This window comes from Bradyrhizobium sp. USDA 4503 (assembly GCF_054055815.1).
The window spans coordinates 5,781,839-5,803,337 of record NZ_JBSRXS010000001.1 but is presented as its reverse complement, the minus strand read 5'-3'; the positions used below and the strand labels follow the sequence as shown (position 1 = coordinate 5,803,337).

The window sequence follows — 21,499 nt, the reverse complement described above, 5'->3', positions numbered from 1 at the left end:
CCGCTCCTACAAGCACCGCCAGCCAATTTTCTCGGATTTCTGGAGGATTTCATGCGGCCAAGCCGCCGTGCACCCGACGAACTGCGTCCCGTGTCGCTGGAACGCGGCGTCGTCAAATATGCCGAGGGTTCCTGCATGGTGAAGTTCGGCGACACCCATGTGCTGGTGACCGCCACGCTGGAAGAGCGATTGCCGCCGTGGCTGAAGGGCCAGGGCCGCGGCTGGGTCACCGCCGAATACGGCATGCTGCCGCGTGCTACCCTGGAACGCACCCGCCGCGAGGCCTCGGCCGGCAAGCAGGGCGGCCGGACGGTCGAGATTCAGCGGCTGATCGGCCGCTCGCTGCGCGCGGCCGTCGATCTCGAGGCGCTCGGCGAACGCCAGATCACGGTCGATTGCGACGTCATCCAGGCCGACGGCGGCACCCGCACCGCCTCGATCACCGGTGCCTGGGTGGCGCTGGCCGACTGCATCAACTGGATGAAGACCCGCAACATGCTGAAGACCAACGTGTTGCGCGACAATGTGGCGGCGATCTCCTGCGGCATCTACCAGGGCACGCCGGTGCTCGATCTCGACTATGCCGAGGATTCCGAAGCCGACACCGACGCCAATTTCGTCATGACCGGCGACGGCCGGATCATCGAGGTGCAGGGCACCGCCGAGAAGACGCCGTTCTCGGAAGGCGAATTCCTGGCGCTGATGGCGCTGGCGCGCAAAGGTGTCGCGCGTCTGGTCGACTTGCAAAAGATCGCGGTGGCGTAGTCAGATTGGTCATGCACCGCCGAATCACCGGAAGGCTCGTCATCGCCACCCATAATCCCGGCAAGCTTGCCGAGATGCGGGAACTGCTGGCGCCGCACGGCGTGGAGGTGGTGTCGGCCGGCGAGCTCGACCTCGCCGAGCCCGAGGAGACCGGCAACAATTTTCGCGCCAACGCGGCGATCAAGGCGATCGCGGCAGCGAAGGCGACCGGACTGCCCGCCTTCGCCGACGATTCCGGCCTCGTGGTCGATGCGCTCGACGGAGCGCCCGGGATCTACTCGGCGCGCTGGGCCGGCGAGGGCAAGGACTTCATGGCGGCGATGACGCGGATCGAGCGGCTGCTGCAGGAACGCGGCGCCACCGCACCGGACCGGCGCAAGGCGCACTTCGTGTCGGCGTTGTGCGTGGCCTGGCCCGACGATCATCTCGAGCAGGTCGAGGCCCGCGTCGATGGAACCCTGGTCTGGCCGCCGCGTGGCACCGCCGGCTTTGGCTACGATCCGGCCTTCCTGCCCGACGGCTACACGCGGACCTTCGGCGAGATGACCAGCATCGAGAAGCACGGCCTGCCGCCGCTCGGGCTCGGCCTGTCGCATCGCGCCCGCGCCTTCGTGAAGCTCGCGGAGATCTGCCTTGAGCCACGCTGACCGAGAAGTCTTCGGCGTCTACGTGCACTGGCCGTTCTGCCTGTCGAAATGCCCGTATTGTGATTTCAACAGCCATGTGCGGCATGCGCCGGTCGACGAGGAGCGTTTCGTGCGCGCGTTCGCCCGCGAGATCGAGACGACGGCCGCGCGCGTGCCGGGGCGGCAGGTGTCCTCGATCTTCCTCGGCGGCGGCACGCCATCGTTGATGCAGCCGAAGACCGTCGGTGCCGTGCTCGATGCGATCGGCAAGCACTGGCAGGTGGCGCGCGATGTCGAGGTCACGCTCGAGGCCAATCCGACCAGCGTCGAGGCGACGCGCTTTCGCGGCTATCGCGCAGCCGGCGTCAACCGCGTCTCGCTCGGCGTGCAGGCGCTCGATGACGTCTCGCTGAAGGCGCTTGGCCGCCTGCACACCGCGCGCGAGGCGCTCGACGCGGTCGCGATCGCGCGCTCTGCGTTCGACCGTTACTCGTTCGATCTGATCTATGCCCGCCCCGACCAGACGCCGCGGATGTGGGCCGATGAACTGAAGCAGGCGATCTCGGAAGCGGCCGAGCATCTGTCGCTCTACCAGCTCACGATCGAGGAAGGCACGCCGTTCTTCGGGCTGCATGCCGCCGGCAAATTGCAGACGCCGGACGAAGCGACCGCGCGCGCGCTCTACGACGTGACGCAGGAGGTCTGCGCCCGCGAGGGATTGCCGGCCTATGAGATCTCCAATCACGCCCGCGCCGGCGCGGAGTGCAAGCATAACCTCGTCTACTGGCGCGGCGAGGAATATGCCGGCATCGGCCCGGGCGCACATGGAAGGCTCGACATCGATGGCGTCAGGCACGCGACCGCAACCGAGCGGCGCCCCGAGGCGTGGCTGTTGAACGTCGAGGAGCGCGGTCACGGCGTCGTCAGCGATGACAGCCTCAACAGCGAAGAACGCGCCGACGAGTTTCTGCTGATGGGATTGCGGCTCGCCGAGGGCATCGATCCCAAGCGCTATGCGAAGCTCTCCGGCCGCCAGCTCGACCCGCACCGGATCGCGATGCTGCGCGAGGAAGGCGCGATCGCCGTCGACGCCGACGGACGACTGCGGGTGACGACGTCGGGATTCCCGGTGCTCGACGCGGTCGTTGCGGATCTCGCCGCCTAGAACCTATCCCGTTCCGATTGAATCGGAACGAGGCTCTAGATTCTTGTTTTGACGCGTTTTCTTCACGCGAACCGGTATCCACGTCGCTCGAAACCGCTCTAGGTGCACGCTGCCAAAATATCGAAAACAACCCCATGCAAAGGAGCTGGCGGGTGCCGGCGCTCGACAAGGCAGCTTGACCGCCCGACGAAAATCAAGCGCCAAAGCTCTTCGGCGAGCCTGCCACCGGCGTGCTGCCGCCTGAGGCCACCTTCATGACCGCAAGGCCGCGCTCATTGGTGCCATCGGAGCGGAAGCGGAACAGACCGTCGATGCCGGCAAAGCCGGACGGATTGGTCAGAGTCTCCGGCGCAAAGCGCTGCGCCCCTTGCGTGCGCGCGAGCGCCGCCATTAGCGCCACGGCATCATAGGCAAGCGTCGCGGTGCGCACGGGCTCGCCGCCATATTTGCCGCGGTAGCGGCCGGCGAAGCTGCGGAAGCCGGACGGATCGGGCGCGGCGTAGAGGCCACCCTGCAAGACGGGGCTCGCGAACACCCGCGGATTGTCCCACAGCCCGGTGCCGAGCAGCTGGATGTTGCGCAGATTGGCGCCGGCTGCGGTCAAGGCATCGGCGGTCGCGACCACCGAATCACCATCGTCGGCGATCAGCAGCGCATCGGCCTGGCCGAGCGCCTGCGCCACGGTTCGCGCCGGCGTCGCGCGATCGGCGCCATATTTCTCGAATGCGACGACGCGGCCGTTCTTGCGGCCGACCGCCTGCTTGAACGCGGCCTCAACCACGTTGCCATAGGCGTTGTCCGGCACCATCGCGGCGAACGAGCGCTTTCCGATCCCCGCCGAGTAGTCGACGATGCGGTTGATGTCGGACTCCGGCAGGAAGCTCAGCAGATAGACGCCGCGCCCGGCCACGCTCGAATCGGTGGAGAACGCGATCACCGAGGTTCCGCGCGGCCGCGTCAGTTGCGCGACGGCCGGCACCGAGCCTGCGAACAGCGGTCCCAGAATGATCTCGGCGCCTTCGGACAGTGCCTGCTGGGCACCCTGCGATGCGCCCTGCGGGCTGCCGCCATCGTCCTTGATCAGGAGCTGGATGTTCGGGTTCTGAAATTCCGCCAGCGCCATTTCGGCCGCGTTCCGCATCGACTGGGCGGCAAGCCCGGCATTGCCGGACGCCGACAGCGGCAGGATCAGGCCGATCTTGACCTGCCCGGTGCCGACCGCCTGCGGCGGCTGCTGCGGGCCGGCAGGACCGCCTTCCTGGTTGCCGCCGAACGGGCTGGAAAACTGGCTCAAGCTTTGCTGCACGCCGGAACAGGCCGTCAGCAGCGGCGCGCCCACGATGAGGCCGAGCGCGGTCCGCCGGGTGGTGCCCGACGGCGGGGACTTGCGGTGATGCGGGCCTTCCATCGTCTCTCTTCTCTTGGCCGACCGTGATCAGCCAGGACTCCATCCAGCTCTGATGAGGCGGGTGGATTCAGGCATATTCTCGGCGAATAGTTAACTAAAACAAAAGGATTATGGCCCCGCGGCGCCCTTGCCGCGGCCTCCATTTCCCCCGTCAGCCAGCGTTCCGTCACCGCCGTTTGCGGATGTGGCGCAAGCGCCGCCATCCCTCTAGATTGGCATTATGCGCGCAAAAGCCAGTTCCCTCCACAGTTCGGATGCCACGACAGGCGCTGCGGCCAGAACATTTTCGATCGGCGGCCAGCAATTGGCCGCGCCAAGGGCAGCACCCGGGCTCCATCTGGTCGCGACCCCGATCGGAAATCTCGCCGACATCACCCTGCGCGCGCTGGAAAACGCTGGCCGGTGTCGACGTCATCGCCTGCGAGGACACGAGAATTACCCGGCGGCTGACCGAGCGTTATGCGATCGCCGCGGAGCTTGCGCTCTACCACGAGCACAACGCGGCCCAGGCCCGTCCAAAAATCCTGGAGCGGCTGGCGCAGGGCGCCGCGATCGCGCTGGTTTCCGACGCCGGCACGCCACTGATCTCCGATCCCGGCTTCAAGCTGGTGCGCGACGTCTGCGCCGCCGGGCATGCCGTCATCGCGGTGCCGGGGCCATCATCGGTGCTGACGGCGCTGTCGGTCGCGGCATTGCCGACCGACCGGTTTTTCTTCGAGGGATTTTTGCCCGCCAAGGAGCACGCGCGCCGCGCCCGGCTCAACGAGCTGGCGAGGGTCGATTCGACGCTCGTGATGTTCGAATCGGGCAATCGCGTACAGGACACGCTGCGCGATCTCGCCGCGATCATGGCCGGCCGCGATGCCGCGATCTGCCGCGAGCTGACCAAGCTGCACGAGGAAATCACGCGCGCGCCGGTCGCCGCGCTGGCGGCAAGCGCGGACGCGCTGGAAACGCGCGGCGAGTTCGTGCTGGTCATCGGACCTCCGGCCGATGATGCCGGGGTGATGGACCAGGATGCGCTCGACGATCTGCTGCGGGCGCAGCTCGGCCGCGGCAGCGTCAAGGATGCGGTCGCCCATGCGGTCGAACTGTCGGGCCGGCCGCGCCGCGAGGTCTATGCCCGTGCCCTCGAGCTTGCGAAGACCATCGGGGACGGCAATGGCGAAGACTGACAGCGCCTCGCCCGAGCGCGTCGCGGCGTTCCGGACCGGCATCTCGGCGGAGAGCCGCGCCGCAGCGCTTCTGATCGCCAAGGGCTATCGCATCCTGGCACGACGCTTCCGCACCCCCTTTGGCGAGATCGACCTGGTGGTGCGCCGGCGCAATCTGCTGGCCTTCGTCGAGGTCAAGGCCCGGGCCAGCCTCGACGACGCCGCCTATGCGGTGACGCCGCGGCAGCAGCTGCGCATCATCAATGCCGCCCAGGCCTGGCTGATGGCGCATCCCGAACATGCCGAATTCGAGCTCAGATTCGACGCCGTGCTGATTGCGCCGAAGAGCCTGCCGCGCCATTTGTTAGCGGCATTCGATGCCAGCCCTTAACGTTATCCTCAGACCTCGCGGAACATGCCTATGAAATTGAAGATCGCCGTCCAGATGGATCCCATCGCGCGCATCAATATTCGCGGCGATTCGACCTTTGCGCTGCTGCTCGAGGCGCAGAAGCGCGGCCACGGCATTTCCTACTACACGCCCGACAAGCTGTCGTTGCGCGGCGAGGAGCTGGTGGCGCCGGTGCAGCCTCTCACCGTGCGCGACGAGGTCGGCAATCATTTCACGCTGGGCGAGCCGAAGCGCGAAGCGCTCAACGGCTTCGACGTCGTGCTGCTGCGGCAGGATCCGCCGTTCGACCTCGCCTACATCACCTCGACCCATTTCCTCGAGCGCATCCATCCGAAGACCTTGGTCGTCAACGACCCGGCCAGCGTGCGCAACGCGCCGGAAAAGCTGTTCGTGATGAACTTCCCGAAGCTGATGCCGCCGACCCTGATCTCGCGCGATCTCGACGAGATCAACGCATTCCGCGACCATCATGGCGCCGTCGTCATGAAGCCGCTGCACGGCCATGGCGGCGCCGCCGTCTTCCGCGTGATGCCGCAGGACATGAACTTCGGCTCGCTGTTCGACATGTTCTCCGTCACGTTCAAGGAGCCCTGGGTGATCCAGCGCTTCCTCCCCGAGGTGAAGCATGGTGACAAGCGCATCATCCTGGTCGACGGCGAGTTCGCCGGCGCCGTCAACCGCGTGCCGGCGGCGGACGATCTGCGCTCCAACATGGTCCGTGGCGGCGCAGCCACGGCGACCGAACTCTCGGATCGCGAGAGCGAAATCTGCGCCACGCTCGGACCGGCGCTGCGCGAACGCGGCCTGCTGTTCGTCGGCATCGACGTGATCGACGGCAACCTGACCGAGATCAACGTCACCTCGCCGACCGGCATCCGCGCAATCCAACGGCTCAATGGCCCCGACGTCGCGGCGATGATTTGGGATACCATCGAGAAGAAGCGCGCCGCGAAATAATCCTCCCTTGTGCGCCGCACAGCTGGCTGAAATTTTAGCCAGCGTTCGATCGCGCATGCGTTCTCCTTATTCTTCTTGCCAGCTTGCGCAGGCGAGGGCAGCATCCGCTTGCCTGCGTCAGGTCAAGCAGCGGGTCAACGCGCGGGCACAACGCGAAAATCTTATAAAAATTCTGGAGGAAGACGTTATGACGCTCAATGTCTCACGACGATCCTTGCTCGCGCTCGGTGCCGGTCTCGGCGCCAGCACCCTGCTCGGGGGCACCGCACAGGCACGCGCGCCGAAGCTCGGCACGCAGACACCCTATTGGCACCGCTTCATGCTCGGCGAAGCCGAAGTGACCGTCGTATCCGACGGGCCGCTTCCGCTCGGCGATCCCTCCGGCACCTTCACCGGTGTGCCGAAGGAGGAGGTGAAGAAGATGCTCTCCGACAACTTCCTCTCGCCCGACAATGTCGTGCTCGAGCAGAATTCGCCGATCGTCAATACCGGCGACAAGCTGATCCTGTTCGACACCGGCATGGGCACGTCGCAACTGTTCGGCAAGACCACCGGGCGGCAGCAGAAGAGTATGCAGGAAGCCGGCATCAAGCCGGAGGACATCGACGCCGTCGTGCTGTCGCACGCGCATATCGATCATATCGGCGGCATCGTCGGCGCCGACGACAAGCCGTTGTTCCCGAATGCGCAATATTACATCGCGCAGAGCGATCTCGAGTTCTGGACCGACGAAGGCAAGATGGGCAGCCCGTTGAAGGATTTCATCGTGCACGCCCGCAAGAACCTGCTGCCGGTGCGCGACCGCATCGTGTTCTTCAAGGACGGCCAGGAATTCCTGCCCGGCGTGACGGCAATCGCGGCGCCAGGCCACACCGTGGGCCACACCATCTTCATGGTGAGCTCGGGCGGCAAATCCTTCGCCTTCCTCGGCGACCTCTCGCATCACGCGGTGCTGCTGCTGGAGCGGCCGCGGATGGAGTTCTCCTACGACACCGATCCGAAGCAGGCGGCGGCGTCGCGGGTCAAGCTGCTGGAAATGCTGGCCGCGAACAAGACGGCCGTGATGTCCTATCACTTCGCTTGGCCGGGCTACGGCCACGTCGCCAAGGCCGGCGAAGGCTTCCACTACTATCCGGAGCCGATGCAGATGAACCTGTGATCTGAACACTCCGTGAGGGGGACAAACGTCGCCCTCACGGATGTGATCGAGAATACCTTACGTCCAGTACGTTTAGGACTTAACGCTGTTGACTTGATCCAGGTAAATCAACCAGCGCAAGAATGCGGTACCGTTACTTATGGCCAAAACCGCAAGATCAATCGGCGGTTGGACCGGCTCCTCACTGCCCTGTTCATGGCGATAATTGTGCGAAGAATCTATCCAGTCCCTGAACGATGCTAGCTGTTTGTTGGCAGCACGCATTGCAACTGCGTCGTTCACATATGTCTGCTGAATAATTGAGCTTAGGTAAGTTTCCGCAGCGCCCGCATTCAGCTGAGGTGCGGACGGAAACATCAAACGAAAGAGCCCCTCCACTGCGCTAAAAATCGCTCGCCATGCGTCTTTGCCGTTGGGAGGCTGCTCAGCCAATTGATCAGATATTCGTTCGAACGCCGCCAAGCTGTTCGAGTATCGAGCATTCTGAAGTCCCGCCAGCGTAGATCGACGGTTCCGCTGGAATTCCTTGTCTACGGCCGGGTGAACAACGCATCCTTCATCGATTTCATACGCAAGACGTTCTTCGGTAAAGATGCGTCGAACTTCCTGCTGCCAAATACGTGCTCCGGCTGATTGGCCTCTCTTTACGAAGAACGCGTTGGCAAGCGTGATGCAATCAAGGAAATCGCGAATGTCACACTTCTCGCAGAACGAAATCCATTCGATATTATAAGTGGCCTTTACCTTAATTCCCAACTCACGCTCTAACAGATCCCGTAGCTCTGGCGTGGTCTCATCGGTGGTGACTCTCTCCATCAATTTTCCGACGCGCCGGCGAGCACGCGCGCTGTCCGATGTTGGTCCCGCTTGATCAATGTACAGTTGGCTATAACGGGACATATTGCCCTCATTTCAGTTCTTGGGACTTCACTGGCCGCATCCTTATCGTACGGGACAGCTCCGCCGAAGTTTGTTCTTGTAATGTTCTTGCGCTTTCCACTAGTTTCTACTACCCTCGATTGCGGAAGATAGGGGCAGCATGGTTCAGCGCGTTTCCACCGTCGCATTCGAGGGGATCGAGGCCCGCGCGGTCGACGTGCAGGTCCAGGTTGCGCCGGGATTGCCCGCATTCGCGATCGTCGGCCTGCCCGACAAGGCGGTGTCGGAAGCCCGCGAACGCGTGCGTTCGGCGCTGATCGCCTCCGGCCTCGCGCTTCCCGCCCGCCGCATCACCGTCAACCTCGCACCCGCCGACCTGCCCAAGGAGGGCAGCCATTACGACCTGCCGATCGCGCTCGGCCTGATGGCGGCGATCGGCGCGATCCCGCCGGATGCGCTGAACGGCTTCACCGTGCTCGGCGAGCTCGGGCTCGACGGCTCGCTCGCGCCGGTGGCGGGCGTGCTGCCCGCGGCAATCGGCGCCAATTCGCGCGACGAGGGATTGATCTGCCCGGCCGCCTGCGGCTCGGAAGCCGCCTGGGCCAGTCCGGACATCCAGATCATCGCGGCAGATTCGCTGATCCAGATCGCCAACCACTTCAAGGGCACGCAGGTGCTGTCGCGGCCGCAGCCGAAGGTGCATGAGCGCGAGGAAACGCTTTTGGACCTGCGCGACATCAAGGGCCAGGAGAGCGCGAAACGCGCGCTCGAGATCGCCGCCGCCGGCGGTCATCATCTTCTGATGATCGGCTCGCCCGGCGCCGGCAAATCGATGCTGGCGGCGCGACTGCCCTCGATCCTGCCGCCGCTGTCGCCGTCGGAGCTGCTCGAAGTCTCGATGATCGCCTCGGTTGCCGGCGAGATCCGCGACGGCGCCCTGACCGCGCGACGCCCGTTCCGCAGCCCGCATCATTCCGCCAGCATGGCCGCGCTGACCGGCGGCGGCATGCGCGCCAAACCGGGCGAGATCTCGCTGGCGCATCAGGGCGTGCTGTTCCTCGACGAATTGCCGGAGTTCGATCCGCGCGTGCTGGATTCGCTGCGTCAGCCGCTGGAGAACGGCGAGGTTTCGGTGAGCAGGGCCAACCACCGCGTCACCTATCCGGCGCGCTTCATGCTGGTCGCGGCCATGAACCCGTGCCGTTGCGGCCATGCCTATGAACCCGGCTATTCCTGCAAGCGCGGCCGGCTCGACCGCTGCACCGGCGACTACCAGATGCGGATCTCCGGCCCGCTGATGGATCGCATCGACCTGCGGATCGAGGTGCCCGCCGTGACCGCGGCCGATCTGATCCTGCCGCCGCCGGCGGAGGGATCGGCCGAGGTTGCCGCCCGCGTCGCGGCCGCGCGCGACATCCAGCTCGCGCGCTATGCGGCTGCCGGCATGCCGCATGTCCGCACCAATGCGGAAGCGCCGAGTTCGCTGCTCGAGACCATCGCGCAACCCGACGCGCATGGGCAGAAGCTGCTGCGCGAGGCCGCCGACAACATGCACCTCACCGCGCGCGGCTATCACCGCGTGCTGCGGGTGGCGCGCACGCTTGCCGATCTCGACGGCGCCGAGACGATCGGCCGGCTACATCTCGCCGAAGCGCTGTCTTATCGTGCATTGGCCGACGATTTGCGCCGCGCGGCGTGATCTCCGCCGGCTTCCGGCCGGTGCCCGCCGCGTCAACGTGACAGTAACCACTCTCATTTACGCTCCGCAAACCATAAGCACCGCGATCGGCGGCAAGCTTGGGTCGAGCGAGTTGTGTCATGTTGCGTTTGAAGATTTTGACCTCGGTGGTCCCCCTTGCCGTGGCCGCGGTCCTTGCCCGCGCCGAATTCCTGCCGGGCCCGCGGCCCTGCATCGAGGTGGGCGGCGCCACGATGCAGATCGCATCGATCCCCTGGCTGGCGCAGCTTCACGTCAGCTTCACTGACGACCCCAGCCAGGCCACCGTCCGGGTCCAGATCGCCGACAGCGCCGACGCCGCCGACTTCACCGTGATCGACGACATCGACGACGCCGAGGCCGGCGCCTGCGAGAGCAGCGCGACGGCGCAGCTGATCGGGATTTCCGGCGATGCCTCGGCAACCGGCCCCGTCATCTATCTGACGCGTGATGCTGGCCCGTCCGACTACCGTGTCTTCGTGCAATCGAAGACGTTCTCGGTGCGGGATGCCGCGGCCTTGATCGTCAGCGCCCGCGGCGGACACCGCCGACTTGAAGCCGCATCGCCCGCACCTGACACGCGCGTCCCGAACCGGGTCATGGCGGAATTAACCTCCCGCTAACCTTGTTCTGAGGGCAGCGCGAAATGGCCACCAATTTCAAGCACTTTGCAAGCTGGCCGACGCATCGTCAGCGCCAGATCAAGCTGTCTCAGGGTCACCATTGATGGGGCGTTTCTTCCGGATCAAGTTGCGCCTTCGCCGCTTCCTCCGGCGCCATTCCTGGCTCGCGACGATCGTGCGCTCGTTCACGATCTTCTCCGTCGCGTTCGGCAGCGCCTTCGGGTTCATTTCGGGCGCGCTCTCGCAACAGAGCGGCTACGATCCCAATGCATTCGCGATCGGGGTCAGCTTCCTGTTCGCGCTCGCCTGCCTCTGGATCGTGACGCTCGGCATCCGCCTGCGGCTGATGCGCAAGCGGCTGCGCACCATCGCCATGCACAATGAAGCGATGGCCGACCGCAACTGGGAACTGCAGGAGGCCGAGCAGCGCGCCTCTACCCTGTTCGAGGCGCAGGACGATTTGATCGTGCTGCGCGACCTCGACGGGCTCATCACCTATGCCAACGATGCCTATTGCGAGCTGGCGCAGAGGCCCCGCAGCGAATTGATCGGCAGCACCGCAACGCTGAAGGTGCTCGAACAAGGCGACACCGCGCTCGAATCCAACGGCACGCGGGTCTACGACCAGAAGATCGAGGGACCGCTCGGACCGCGCTGGATCGCCTGGCGTGAAGGCCTCGTGCGCAACGATGCCGGCGCGCCTGCAGAGATGCAGAGCGTCGGCCGCGACGTCACCGACCGCACCGAGAGCGAGCGCGCGCTCGCCGAAGCGCGCGATCAGGCCGACGCCGCCAACCGCGCCAAGTCGCGCTTCCTTGCGATGGCGAGCCACGAGATCCGCACTCCCCTGAACGGCATCATCGGCATGAGCGGATTGCTGATGGATACGCAGCTGACGTTGGAGCAGATGACCTACGTCAAGGCGGTCAAGACATCCGGCGACGCGCTGCTCGCGCTGATCGAGGAGCTGCTCGATTATTCCAAGATCGAGGCCGGCAAGATCGATCTCGAACACCGCGCGTTCGCGCTGTCCGGCCTGATCGAGGACATCACCGAGCTGCTGGCGCCGCGTGCGCAGACCAAGGGCATCGAGATCGCCGCCTATGTCGACGAACGGCTGCCGATGCAGGTGACCGGCGACGCCGCGCGGCTGCGTCAGGTGCTGCTCAATCTCGCCGGCAACGCCATCAAGTTCACCGCGACCGGTGGCGTGGCGCTGATCGTCGAGCCCGGCATCTGGCCGAACGAGATCAGCTTCCTGGTCCGCGACACCGGCATCGGCATCGCGCCGGAAGCGCAGCAGCGTATTTTCCGGGAGTTCGAGCAGGCCGACGACCGGATCGCGCGCAGCTATGGCGGCACCGGCCTCGGCCTCTCGATCAGCGATCGCATCATCAAGCGGATGGGCGGCCGCATCACGCTTGCGAGCACGCCGGGCGCAGGCTCGACCTTCGAGGTGTCGATCCCGCTCGTCGCCTCCGATACCGGCGAGGCCAACGGCTTCGCCGCGCCCGACTTGACGGGACAGTCGATCATGCTGGTGGCGCCGCACAGCATCGAGGTCTCGCTGATCTCGCGGCGGTTGCAGCGCTGGGGCGCACAGACCTGCATCGTGTCGGATGCCAACGTCGCCGAGGCGCTGCTGCCGGAGCGGAGCTGGCATGCGGTGCTGATCGACCACACGCTCGGCACGCCGACGATGGAGGCGTTTGCCGACGCCTCCCGCCTCCATGCAACCCATCGCATCGTGATGTTCACGCCGGCGACGCGGCAGGACCTTTCGGCTTCCGAGTCAGCCATGTTCACCGGTTACCTGGTGAAGCCATTGCGCGCGTCGTCGCTCGCCGCGCGCCTGACCGCATCGCCGGAAGTCGCTGCGCCGAGCCTCGCGATCGAGGCGGCCGCCGAGTCCGCGCCCACAGCGCTTGCGTCCGCGCTGCCGGACAAGGGGCTCTCGATCCTGGTCGCCGAGGACAATGAGATCAACGCGCTGTTGATGCGCTCGCTGCTCACCCGGCTCGGCCACAACGTGGTCATCACCACCAATGGCGAGCAGGCGATGGAGTCCTGGCTGTCGGCGACCTCAGCCGGCACGCCCTATGATCTCGTGCTGATGGACATCCAGATGCCGCGCCTCAACGGCATCGAGACCACCAAGCAGATCCGCACCCATGAAGCGGCACAATCCGTCCGCCGGACCCCGATCCTGGCACTGACGGCAAATACGCTGGTGGAGGACCGCTATGCCTGCTTCGAAGCCGGCATGGACGGCTTTCTGATCAAGCCGCTCGACCGCGAGAAGCTGGAAGAAGCGCTCGCGGGCCTCGCCGCCGCGCGGCACATCGCAGCGTAGCAGCCAAAACCTCAGTGTCGTCCTGCGCAAGCAGGGACCCATAACCACCGAAGCCAGTTTTACGCCCGCTGGGGCTACAGCGCTGCAAATCACAGGTACCTGTGGTTATGGGTCCCCGCGTTCGCGGGGACGACAGCTGTGATGTGGCGCGTTCGCCGGAATGCGGTGCCGGCTACAGCCGGCGCAGCGCGACCGACTGCACCACGTGGTCGGCGCCCTTCTTCAGGATCAGCGTCGCGCGCGGGCGGGTCGGCAGGATGTTGTCCTCGAGATTGGCGAGGTTGGTGCGCTCCCAGATCGCGATCGCGGTCGCCGTTGCTTCCTCGTCCGACAGCGGCGCGTAGCGGTGGAAGTAGGACCTCGGATCGGTGAACGCGGTGTCGCGCAGCGCCAGGAAGCGCTTGATGTACCACTCCCGCAGCACGGCCTCGTCGGCGTCGATATAGACCGAGAAGTCGAAGAAGTCGGAGACGAACGGCACCGCCTTGCCGTCGCGCGGCAGCCGCCCGGTCTGCAGCACGTTGACGCCCTCGACGATCAGGATGTCCGGCTGGTCGATCTCGACCCATTTGTTCGGCACGATGTCGTAGGTCAGATGCGAATAGACCGGCGCGCGCACGCGGCGCCGCCCCGCCTTGATGTCGCTGAGGAACGACAGCAGCGTCGGCAGGTCGTAGCTTTCCGGAAAGCCCTTCTTCTGCATGATGCCCTGCCGCTCGAGCACCGCGTTCGGAAACAGGAAACCGTCGGTCGTGATCAGATCGACCTTCGGCCGCGGCGACCAGCGCGCCAGCAGCGCCTGCAGCACGCGAGCCGTGGTCGACTTGCCGACCGCGACGGATCCGGCGACACCGACGATGTAGGGCATCTTGCGGTCGCGGATGTTGAGGAACTGGCGCTGCGAGTAATACAGCCGCTGCGTCGCGTCGACATAAATCGAAAGCAGCCGCGACAGCGGCAGGTAGATGTCCTCGACCTCCTGCAAATCGAGGCGATCGTGCATCGAACGCAGGCGATCGAACTCGCCGGGCTCGAGCGTCATCGGCGTATCGTCACGCAGATGCGACCATTGCTGGCGCGTGAAGATGCGGTAGGGGTTGTACTGTTGATCTGGTGCCCGGATGTCCATGAGGCTGCCCCTCTCGATGCGCTCGATCATTTGCGCTAGTCGCGCTTGCGCGACGCCTTCTCTTCCAGTCCCGACATCGAGGTGCGCTTCTCCAGCGCGGCCTCGACGTCCTCCAGCTTCACGCCGCGGGATTTCAACAGAACCAGCAGGTGAAACACGAGATCGGCACTTTCGGCGATGAGGTGATCGCGGTCATTCTCGACCGCGGCGATCACGGTCTCGACCGCTTCCTCGCCCAATTTCTTGGCGCAATGCTCCGCGCCCTTGTCGAGCAGCTTGCGGGTGTAGGACGCCTCACCGCCCGTTGCAGCGCGGGCGTCGATGGTGGCGGCCAGATCGTGGACCGTGAAACGCGACATCAACTCAACTCAAGCATGCACAGCGGCACCGCACGGGTACCATCCCTTAGGTGGGGACTTAGCATTTTTGTGACAAGGAGTCCCAGCTCTCCCTGTTTGAGCGTGGTCTTCACGGAAAAACCGGTTTCCACTTTTCCTGACCACGCTCACGCTAGGGATCGAGCCGCATCGGCAGGCCGGCGCGCACCATGTGATCCTTGGCCTGGCGGATGGTGAATTCCCCGAAGTGGAAGATCGACGCGGCCAGCACGCCGGTGGCGTGACCCTCGCGGACGCCGTCGACCAGGTGGTCGAGATTGCCGACACCACCGGACGCGATGACCGGTACGGGGACACTGTCCGCGATCGCCCGGGTCAGCGGCAGGTCAAAGCCCTGCCTGGTGCCGTCCCGGTCCATCGAGGTCAGCAGGATTTCGCCGGCGCCGAGCGAGACGACCTCCTGGGCGTATTCGATGGCGTCGATCCCAGTGGCATTCCGTCCACCATGGGTGAAGATCTCCCAGCGGTCCGAGCCGCCGGCGCGCTTGACCCGCTTGGCGTCGATCGCGACCACGATGCATTGCTCGCCGTATTTCTCGGCCGCTTCCTTGACGAATTCGCGCCGGCTGACGGCCGCCGAATTGATCGAGACCTTGTCGGCGCCGGACCGCAGCAGGGTCTTGATGTCGTCGACGGTGCGGACGCCGCCGCCCACGGTCAGCGGCATGAAGCAGGCTTCCGCGGTCCGCCGCACCACGTCCAGCATGATGCCGCGGTTTTCATGGGTGGCGGTGATGTCGAGGAAGGTGAGCTCGTCGGCGCCGGCGGCGTCATAGGCGATCGCGGCCTCGACCGGGTCACCGGCGTCGCGCAGATCGACGAAGTTGACGCCCTTGACCACGCGGCCGTCCTTGACGTCGAGGCACGGGATCACGCGAACCTTGAACATGATCTCCTCCTACGCGCCGCGGATCAGCTGAAGGGCAGCGGCCGGATCGAGCCGTCCGTCATAGAGCGCACGGCCGACGATCGCACCGGCCAGCTTCTTCGCACGCGGCTCCAGCAGCGCCTTGACGTCGTCGATCGAGGCAAAGCCGCCGGAGGCGATCACTGGAATCGAGATGCGGTCGGCAAGCGCGATGGTGGCGTCGAGGTTGAGGCCCTTGAGCAGGCCGTCGCGGGCGATGTCGGTAAAGATGATCGCGGCGACGCCGGCATCCTCGAAGCGCTGCGCGATCTCGAGCGCGGTCACATGCGAGGTCTCGGACCAGCCTTCGACCGCGACCTTGCCGTCGCGCGCATCGAGGCCCACGGCGACACGGCCGGGGAATGTCTTCGCCGCGCCCTTCACCAGCTCAGGATCGCGCACCGCGGCGGTGCCGATGATGACGCGCGTGATGCCCTTGTCGAGCCAGGCCTCGATGGTCTTGAGGTCGCGGATGCCGCCGCCGAGCTGCACCGGCATGGTGACGGCCTTCAGCATCGCCTCCACCGCATGCGCATTCATCGGCTTGCCGGCGAAGGCACCGTCGAGATCGACGACGTGGAGATATTCGAAGCCCTGCGCGGCGAAGCTCGCCGCCTGCGCCGCCGGATCGAGATTGAACACGGTGGCGCGCGCCATGTCGCCCTGCTCCAGGCGCACGCACTGGCCGTTCTTCAGATCAATCGCTGGAAAGAGAATCACGGCTTCCACTTCAAGAAATTGGCGATCAAAGCGAGGCCGAAGCGCTGGCTCTTCTCGGGGTGAAACTGGGTGCCGATCGCGGTGTCCTTGCCGACGATCGCGGTCACCGGCCCGCCATAGTCGGCGCGCGCGAGCACGTCCGCCTCATTGGTGGCGTTGAGGTGATAGGAGTGCACGAAATAGGCGTGACGTCCTTTCGGCCCGAGCGGCAGCCGCTCCAGCACCGGATGCTCGCGCACCATGTCGAGCGTATTCCAGCCCATATGCGGGACCTTCAGGCTCTCGTCGCGCGGCTCGATCTTCTCGACATCGCCGCCGATCCAGTTGAAGCCCTCGGTGATCACGTGCTCCTTGCCGCGCGTCGCCATCAGCTGCATGCCGACGCAGATACCGAAGAACGGCCGCGCCTTGACCCGCACCGCCTCGGTCAGCGCCTCCAGCATGCCGTCGACCGCGTCGACGCCGCGGCGGCAATCGGCGAACGCGCCGACGCCGGGCAGCACGATGCGATCGGCGCGATACACCGCATCGGGATCGCGCGTCACCTTGATGGCTTGCGGATCCTCCATGCTGCGCGCGGCGCGCTCAAAGGCCTTGGCCGCCGAATGCAGATTGCCGGAGCCGTAATCGATGATTGCAACGGTCATCGCGTTCCTCCTGGCTCTGGAAACAATCCGATGATGCCGCCTTGCGGCATCGACGGGGGTTTTGAGAATGACTGACCCGGAACGTCGCGGGTCGGCGGCGGCGCGCCGCGATCGACCGAGCGCTGATCGTGGACGGCGCCGCGATGCTGCGCGGTCCAGCGCGCGAAGAAGCGGCGCTCGGCGGCCTCCGCATCGTCGCCCACGACGATGTCGATCTGGCGCCACCTGCGCCGCGACAGCGTCCAGCGCTGCAGGGTCGCGGCCTCGAGGCCGAGCAACACCATCAGCACCAGGTCGACGAAGAAGATCGCGCTACGGCCGACGCCAAGCTTGGCCAGCGCGTAATCGATCACGAAAGTAAGAACGAACCAGCCGATCAGCGCCAGCCAGAGCCGATGCCAGGCCAGCCAGATCACGCCTGCAACCGCGGCCCAGAAATGGAAGCCGTCTCGCACGAAGACGAACTTGTCGGTCGCCGCGAGATCGGCGCCGTTGGCCACGGGGGCATGCACTGTATAGACCGGCATCGAACGCTCCGCCGAGGATGGACTCTTAGTTAAAGCACGATCTTTCGGAAAACCGGCATCCACTCTCCCGGATCATGCTCCAGAGATCAGCCGCCGAGCTGACCCTTGGTCGAGGGCACTTCGCCCTGGGCACGCGGATCGATCGCAATTGCCGTCCGCAGCGCCCTCGCCAGACCCTTGAAACAGGATTCGGCGATATGATGGCTGTTCTCGCCATATAGGGTCTCGACGTGCAGAGTCACGCCGGCGTTAATCGCGAAGGCGTTGAACCACTCGCGCACCAGCTCGGTGTCGAACTCGCCGATCTTGTCGCGCGGGAATTCGGCCTTGAACACCAGCACCGGGCGGCCGGAAATGTCGATCACGACGCGCGAGAGCGTCTCGTCCATCGGCATGTGGATCGAGGCATAGCGGGTGATGCCGGCCATGTTGCCGAGCGCCTGCTTCACGGCCTGTCCGAGCGCGATCCCGACGTCTTCGGTGGTGTGGTGGTAATCGACATGGAGATCGCCATCCGCCTTCACCGTGATGTCGATGCGCGAATGCCGGGCCAGGAGGTCGAGCATATGGTCGAAGAAGCCGATCCCGGTCGAAACCGTGGATACGCCTGCTCCGTCGAGGTTGACCGTCACCTCGATGTCGGTCTCCTTGGTCTTGCGCTTGATGGTTGCGGTGCGCATGAAAATTGAGCTTTCCCGTGCCGAAAACGCCGGTCTTTTAACAGGCTGATGTCACCTTCGCTACTGCGGGATGACCTCGAAACGCCCCAACTTCCGGCCATGGTGACCGGAAATCGTTGTCGATCTGGTTCTGACGCGTTTCGTCACGCAAACCGGTGGCCCCCTCGCCTGAAAACACGCCGATTTCGTCCCGATTGTAACCCCCTGCCCGACCGCCTAAATCTGCCCGGAAGAGAGGTAACCTATGCAAGCATCCCAAAATGAGCTGCCGGTCTGGCATGGCACCACGATCTGCACGGTCCGCAAGGGCGGCAAGGTGGTGATCGGCGGCGACGGGCAGGTCTCGATCGGCCAGACCGTGATCAAGGCCAATGCCAAGAAGGTCCGCCGGATCGGCAAGGGCGACGTGATCGGCGGCTTTGCCGGCGCCACCGCCGACGCCTTCACCCTGTTCGAGCGGCTGGAAAGCAAGCTGGAGCAATATCCGGGGCAGCTGACCCGGGCGGCCGTCGAGCTCGCCAAGGACTGGCGGACCGACCGCTACCTGCGCCGGCTGGAGGCCATGATGATCGTGGCCGACAAGGACGTTTCCCTGGTGCTGACCGGCACCGGCGACGTGCTGGAGCCCGAATCCGGGGTCATGGCGATCGGTTCCGGCGGCAATTACGCCCTCGCCGCGGCCCGCGCGCTGGTCGATACCGACAAGGACGCCGAGACCATCGTCCGCCGCGCCCTGGATATCGCCGCTGATATCTGCGTCTACACCAACCGGAACGTGACGATCGAGACGATCGGCGGCTGAGCATGGCCAGCCCCTATCATTTCCGCCCGATGACGCCGGCCGACCTGCCGCTGGTCAAGCAGTGGCTGGCATTGCCGCATGTCCGGGAATGGTGGGGCGATCCCGCCGAGCAATATGCGCTGGTCAGCGGCGACCTCGATGAGCCGGCCATGGACCAGTTCATCGTCGCAACCGATGCGTCCGATTTGGGCTACATCCAGTGCTACGACCTGACGGCGTGGAATTCCGGCTTCGGGGTCCAGCCTGAGGGCACGCGCGGGGTCGACCTCTTCATCGGCGAGCCCGACATGATGGCAGGTGGCCACGGCTCGGCGCTGATCCGCGCCTTTGTCGATGACCGGCTGGCGCAGGGCGCGCCACGCATCGTCACCGATCCCGATCCGGCCAATGCGCGCGCGATCCGCGCCTATGAGAAGGCGGGTTTTCGAAAGATGGGTATGGTCGACACGCCGGACGGGCCGGCGCTGCTGATGGCGCGCGACGCATGACGATCGCGCACAAGCCCATCACCGGCGTTTCAGCGCGGCATTGGCTGGCGATCGCGGCAGCGCTGCTCGTGCTGCAAGCAGCGCTGCTTTATGCGATGGGCCGTCTTCCGATCTGTGCCTGCGGCTACGTCAAGCTCTGGCATGGCTCGGTTCAGAGCTCGGAGAACTCGCAGCACGTCGCCGATTGGTACACGCTGTCGCATGTGCTGCATGGCCTGCTGTTCTACGGTCTGACCTTCCTCCTGTTGCCGCGCCTCGCCTGGCCCGGGCGGCTGATTGTCGCGATGCTGATCGAAGGCAGCTGGGAGCTCGTCGAAAACTCCAACTGGATCATCGAGCGCTACCGCGCCGGCACGATCTCGCTGGACTATTACGGCGACACCATCGTCAATTCGGTGTCGGACACCCTTGCGATGGTTGTCGGCTTCCTGCTGGCGCGCAAGCTGCCGATCGCGGCGACCGTCGCGCTCGGCGTGTTGTTCGAAACCGTGCTGCTGCTTCACATTCGCGACAATCTGACACTGAACATCATCATGCTGATCCACCCGTTCGAGGCGATCAGGCAGTGGCAGGCCGGGCCGCCGATTCTTTAGGGGACGATGCCTTGGAGGACTGCCGCTTGCCGAGACCGCGATTCCAACCTAGCTAGAGCCAATGACTCACTTCTCTCCCCGTGAAATCGTTTCTGAACTCGACCGCTTCATCGTCGGCCAGACCGACGCCAAGCGCGCCGTCTCGATCGCGCTGCGCAACCGCTGGCGGCGGCTGCAGCTCGCCGGTTCCCTGCGCGAGGAGGTTCTGCCCAAGAACATCCTGATGATCGGGCCGACCGGCGTCGGCAAGACCGAGATCGCGCGGCGGCTGGCCAAGCTCGCCGGCGCGCCGTTCCTCAAGGTCGAGGCCACCAAGTTCACCGAGGTCGGCTATGTCGGCCGCGACGTCGAGCAGATCGTCCGCGACCTCGTCGAGGTCGCGATCGCACAGACCCGCGAGCGCAAGCGCAAGGACGTTCAGGCCCGCGCCCAGCTTGCCGCCGAGGAACGCGTGCTGGACGCGCTGGTCGGCCCGGGATCGAGCCCGGCGACGCGCGAGTCGTTCCGCAAGAAGCTGCGCGCCGGCGAGCTCAACGACAAGGAAATCGAGATCGAGACGCAGTCGGGCGGCAGCGGCATGCCGATGTTCGAAATCCCCGGCATGCCCGGCGCCCAGATGGGCGCGATCTCGCTCGGCGACATCTTCGGCAAGATGGGCGGACGCAGCAAGACCCGCCGCCTGACGGTGGAGGGCTCGCACGAAATCCTCGTCAACGAGGAATCCGACAAGCTGCTCGACACCGATCAGCTGGTGCAGGAGGCGATCAACGCGGTCGAGAACAACGGCATCGTGTTCCTCGACGAGATCGACAAGATCTGCGTGCGCGAGAACCGCGCCGGCGGCGACGTCTCCCGCGAGGGCGTGCAGCGCGACCTGCTGCCGCTGATCGAGGGCACCACGGTCTCGACCAAGCACGGCGCCGTCAAGACCGACCACATCCTGTTCATCGCCTCGGGTGCGTTCCATATCGCCAAGCCGTCGGACCTTTTGCCGGAGCTGCAGGGCCGCCTGCCGATCCGCGTCGAGCTGCAGGCACTGACCCGCGACGACATGCGCCGGATCCTGACCGAGCCGGAGGCGTCGCTGATCAAGCAATATGTCGCGCTGATGAAGACCGAAGGCGTCACGCTCGACATCACCGACAATGCCATCGACGCGCTGGCCGATGTCGCCGTGGCGGTGAATTCCACGGTCGAGAATATCGGCGCAAGGCGGCTACAGACCGTGATGGAGCGGGTGCTGGACGAGATCTCCTTCACCGCGCCCGATCGCCACGGTGAGACCATCCAGGTCGACGCCGACTACGTCACCAAGCATGTCGGCGACCTCGCCAAGAACGCCGACCTGAGCCGGTTTATTTTGTAGGCGCCCCCGCTAAGATCGTCGTCC

At 65.3% G+C, this 21,499-nt stretch carries 22 protein-coding genes and 1 pseudogene; 14 read left to right on the top strand and 9 right to left on the bottom strand.

From position 1 onward, the window contains the following. Window positions 1-51 precede the first annotated feature (51 nt). Genes rph through hemW form a run of 3 tightly spaced genes read left to right on the top strand, consistent with a single transcriptional unit; the run spans window position 52 to window position 2,556 of the window. Complete coding sequence (gene rph, locus ACVMIH_RS27695; protein ID WP_016841497.1) at window positions 52-765, top strand: ribonuclease PH; 714 nt, start codon at window positions 52-54, stop codon at window positions 763-765. An 11-nt stretch (window positions 766-776) separates the two neighbouring features. Further along, window positions 777-1,412, top strand: coding sequence for an RdgB/HAM1 family non-canonical purine NTP pyrophosphatase (rdgB, locus tag ACVMIH_RS27690; protein WP_456864129.1), 636 nt, complete (start codon window positions 777-779; stop codon window positions 1,410-1,412). Beyond that, complete coding sequence (gene hemW / locus ACVMIH_RS27685) at window positions 1,399-2,556, top strand: radical SAM family heme chaperone HemW (protein ID WP_456864127.1); 1,158 nt, start codon at window positions 1,399-1,401, stop codon at window positions 2,554-2,556. The genes rdgB and hemW overlap by 14 nt, the downstream gene beginning before the upstream one ends. A gap of 193 nt (window positions 2,557-2,749) precedes the next feature. On the opposite strand, the gene ACVMIH_RS27680 is transcribed toward hemW, so the two are convergent. Then, a complete protein-coding gene (locus ACVMIH_RS27680) occupies window positions 2,750-3,964 on the bottom strand; it encodes a penicillin-binding protein activator (protein ID WP_456864125.1) in 1,215 nt (404 codons plus the stop codon). A gap of 220 nt (window positions 3,965-4,184) precedes the next feature. Here ACVMIH_RS27680 and rsmI point away from each other — a divergent pair. From rsmI to ACVMIH_RS27660, 4 genes and pseudogenes are all read left to right on the top strand, one after another. Beyond that, window positions 4,185-5,139: pseudogene (gene rsmI, locus ACVMIH_RS27675) on the top strand (16S rRNA (cytidine(1402)-2'-O)-methyltransferase). Further along, window positions 5,126-5,509, top strand: coding sequence for a YraN family protein (locus ACVMIH_RS27670; RefSeq protein WP_028335783.1), 384 nt, complete (start codon window positions 5,126-5,128; stop codon window positions 5,507-5,509). Before rsmI ends, ACVMIH_RS27670 begins: the two are co-directional and overlap by 14 nt. A gap of 30 nt (window positions 5,510-5,539) precedes the next feature. Beyond that, window positions 5,540-6,487: a glutathione synthase gene (gshB, locus tag ACVMIH_RS27665; RefSeq protein ID WP_456864123.1), complete on the top strand. Its 948-nt coding sequence runs from the start codon at window positions 5,540-5,542 to the stop codon at window positions 6,485-6,487. A 187-nt stretch (window positions 6,488-6,674) separates the two neighbouring features. After that, complete coding sequence (locus tag ACVMIH_RS27660) at window positions 6,675-7,646, top strand: MBL fold metallo-hydrolase (protein WP_456783097.1); 972 nt, start codon at window positions 6,675-6,677, stop codon at window positions 7,644-7,646. Window positions 7,647-7,718: 72 nt separating this feature from the next. Here ACVMIH_RS27660 and ACVMIH_RS27655 read toward each other — a convergent pair whose 3' ends face one another. Then, window positions 7,719-8,546 (bottom strand): hypothetical protein, encoded by an 828-nt coding sequence (locus tag ACVMIH_RS27655; protein WP_156436526.1) that lies wholly within the window; start codon window positions 8,544-8,546, stop codon window positions 7,719-7,721. Window positions 8,547-8,685: 139 nt separating this feature from the next. Here ACVMIH_RS27655 and ACVMIH_RS27650 point away from each other — a divergent pair, with 139 nt between their 5' ends. The 3 genes from ACVMIH_RS27650 (at window position 8,686) to ACVMIH_RS27640 (ending at window position 13,218) form a co-directional block, all read left to right on the top strand. Beyond that, on the top strand, window positions 8,686-10,224 hold the full coding sequence (locus tag ACVMIH_RS27650; RefSeq protein ID WP_141339863.1) for a YifB family Mg chelatase-like AAA ATPase: 1,539 nt from the start codon (window positions 8,686-8,688) through the stop codon (window positions 10,222-10,224). Window positions 10,225-10,343: 119 nt separating this feature from the next. Beyond that, the gene (locus tag ACVMIH_RS27645; RefSeq protein ID WP_456864120.1) at window positions 10,344-10,865 is read left to right on the top strand and encodes a hypothetical protein; all 522 of its coding nucleotides are present in this window, start codon (window positions 10,344-10,346) and stop codon (window positions 10,863-10,865) included. A 103-nt stretch (window positions 10,866-10,968) separates the two neighbouring features. After that, a complete protein-coding gene (locus ACVMIH_RS27640; RefSeq protein WP_456864118.1) occupies window positions 10,969-13,218 on the top strand; it encodes a response regulator in 2,250 nt (749 codons plus the stop codon). A gap of 172 nt (window positions 13,219-13,390) precedes the next feature. Here ACVMIH_RS27640 and coaA read toward each other — a convergent pair whose 3' ends face one another. The 7 genes from coaA to hisB all read right to left on the bottom strand — a co-directional run bounded on the left by coaA (window position 13,391) and on the right by hisB (window position 18,226). Beyond that, the gene (gene coaA / locus ACVMIH_RS27635; RefSeq protein ID WP_026192056.1) at window positions 13,391-14,347 is read right to left on the bottom strand and encodes a type I pantothenate kinase; all 957 of its coding nucleotides are present in this window, start codon (window positions 14,345-14,347) and stop codon (window positions 13,391-13,393) included. A 35-nt stretch (window positions 14,348-14,382) separates the two neighbouring features. After that, window positions 14,383-14,706, bottom strand: a complete 324-nt coding sequence (locus tag ACVMIH_RS27630) for a phosphoribosyl-ATP diphosphatase (RefSeq protein WP_028341982.1) — start codon at window positions 14,704-14,706, stop codon at window positions 14,383-14,385. Window positions 14,707-14,857: 151 nt separating this feature from the next. Next, a complete protein-coding gene (hisF, locus tag ACVMIH_RS27625) occupies window positions 14,858-15,634 on the bottom strand; it encodes an imidazole glycerol phosphate synthase subunit HisF (protein WP_038382736.1) in 777 nt (258 codons plus the stop codon). Between the two features lie 9 nt (window positions 15,635-15,643). Beyond that, window positions 15,644-16,372 (bottom strand): 1-(5-phosphoribosyl)-5-[(5-phosphoribosylamino)methylideneamino]imidazole-4-carboxamide isomerase, encoded by a 729-nt coding sequence (gene hisA, locus ACVMIH_RS27620; RefSeq protein ID WP_057020434.1) that lies wholly within the window; start codon window positions 16,370-16,372, stop codon window positions 15,644-15,646. Beyond that, window positions 16,369-17,019 (bottom strand): imidazole glycerol phosphate synthase subunit HisH, encoded by a 651-nt coding sequence (gene hisH, locus ACVMIH_RS27615; protein ID WP_057020345.1) that lies wholly within the window; start codon window positions 17,017-17,019, stop codon window positions 16,369-16,371. The genes hisA and hisH overlap by 4 nt, the downstream gene beginning before the upstream one ends. Further along, entirely contained in the window at window positions 17,016-17,546 is a 531-nt protein-coding gene (locus ACVMIH_RS27610; RefSeq protein WP_456864116.1) for a DUF2628 domain-containing protein, read from the bottom strand. Before ACVMIH_RS27610 ends, hisH begins: the two co-directional genes overlap by 4 nt. A gap of 86 nt (window positions 17,547-17,632) precedes the next feature. Beyond that, window positions 17,633-18,226 (bottom strand): imidazoleglycerol-phosphate dehydratase HisB, encoded by a 594-nt coding sequence (gene hisB / locus ACVMIH_RS27605; protein ID WP_456864112.1) that lies wholly within the window; start codon window positions 18,224-18,226, stop codon window positions 17,633-17,635. Window positions 18,227-18,470: 244 nt separating this feature from the next. On the opposite strand from hisB, the gene hslV reads away from it, so the two are divergent. The 4 genes from hslV to hslU all read left to right on the top strand — a co-directional run bounded on the left by hslV (window position 18,471) and on the right by hslU (window position 21,475). Next, window positions 18,471-19,028: an ATP-dependent protease subunit HslV gene (gene hslV, locus ACVMIH_RS27600; RefSeq protein WP_024583062.1), complete on the top strand. Its 558-nt coding sequence runs from the start codon at window positions 18,471-18,473 to the stop codon at window positions 19,026-19,028. A 2-nt stretch (window positions 19,029-19,030) separates the two neighbouring features. Continuing rightward, the gene (locus ACVMIH_RS27595; RefSeq protein WP_076833690.1) at window positions 19,031-19,516 is read left to right on the top strand and encodes a GNAT family N-acetyltransferase; all 486 of its coding nucleotides are present in this window, start codon (window positions 19,031-19,033) and stop codon (window positions 19,514-19,516) included. Further along, window positions 19,513-20,109, top strand: coding sequence for a DUF2585 domain-containing protein (locus ACVMIH_RS27590; protein ID WP_316398492.1), 597 nt, complete (start codon window positions 19,513-19,515; stop codon window positions 20,107-20,109). Before ACVMIH_RS27595 ends, ACVMIH_RS27590 begins: the two co-directional genes overlap by 4 nt. A 61-nt stretch (window positions 20,110-20,170) precedes the next feature. Then, window positions 20,171-21,475 (top strand): ATP-dependent protease ATPase subunit HslU, encoded by a 1,305-nt coding sequence (hslU, locus tag ACVMIH_RS27585; RefSeq protein WP_016841472.1) that lies wholly within the window; start codon window positions 20,171-20,173, stop codon window positions 21,473-21,475. The last annotated feature ends 24 nt before the right edge of the window (window positions 21,476-21,499 follow it).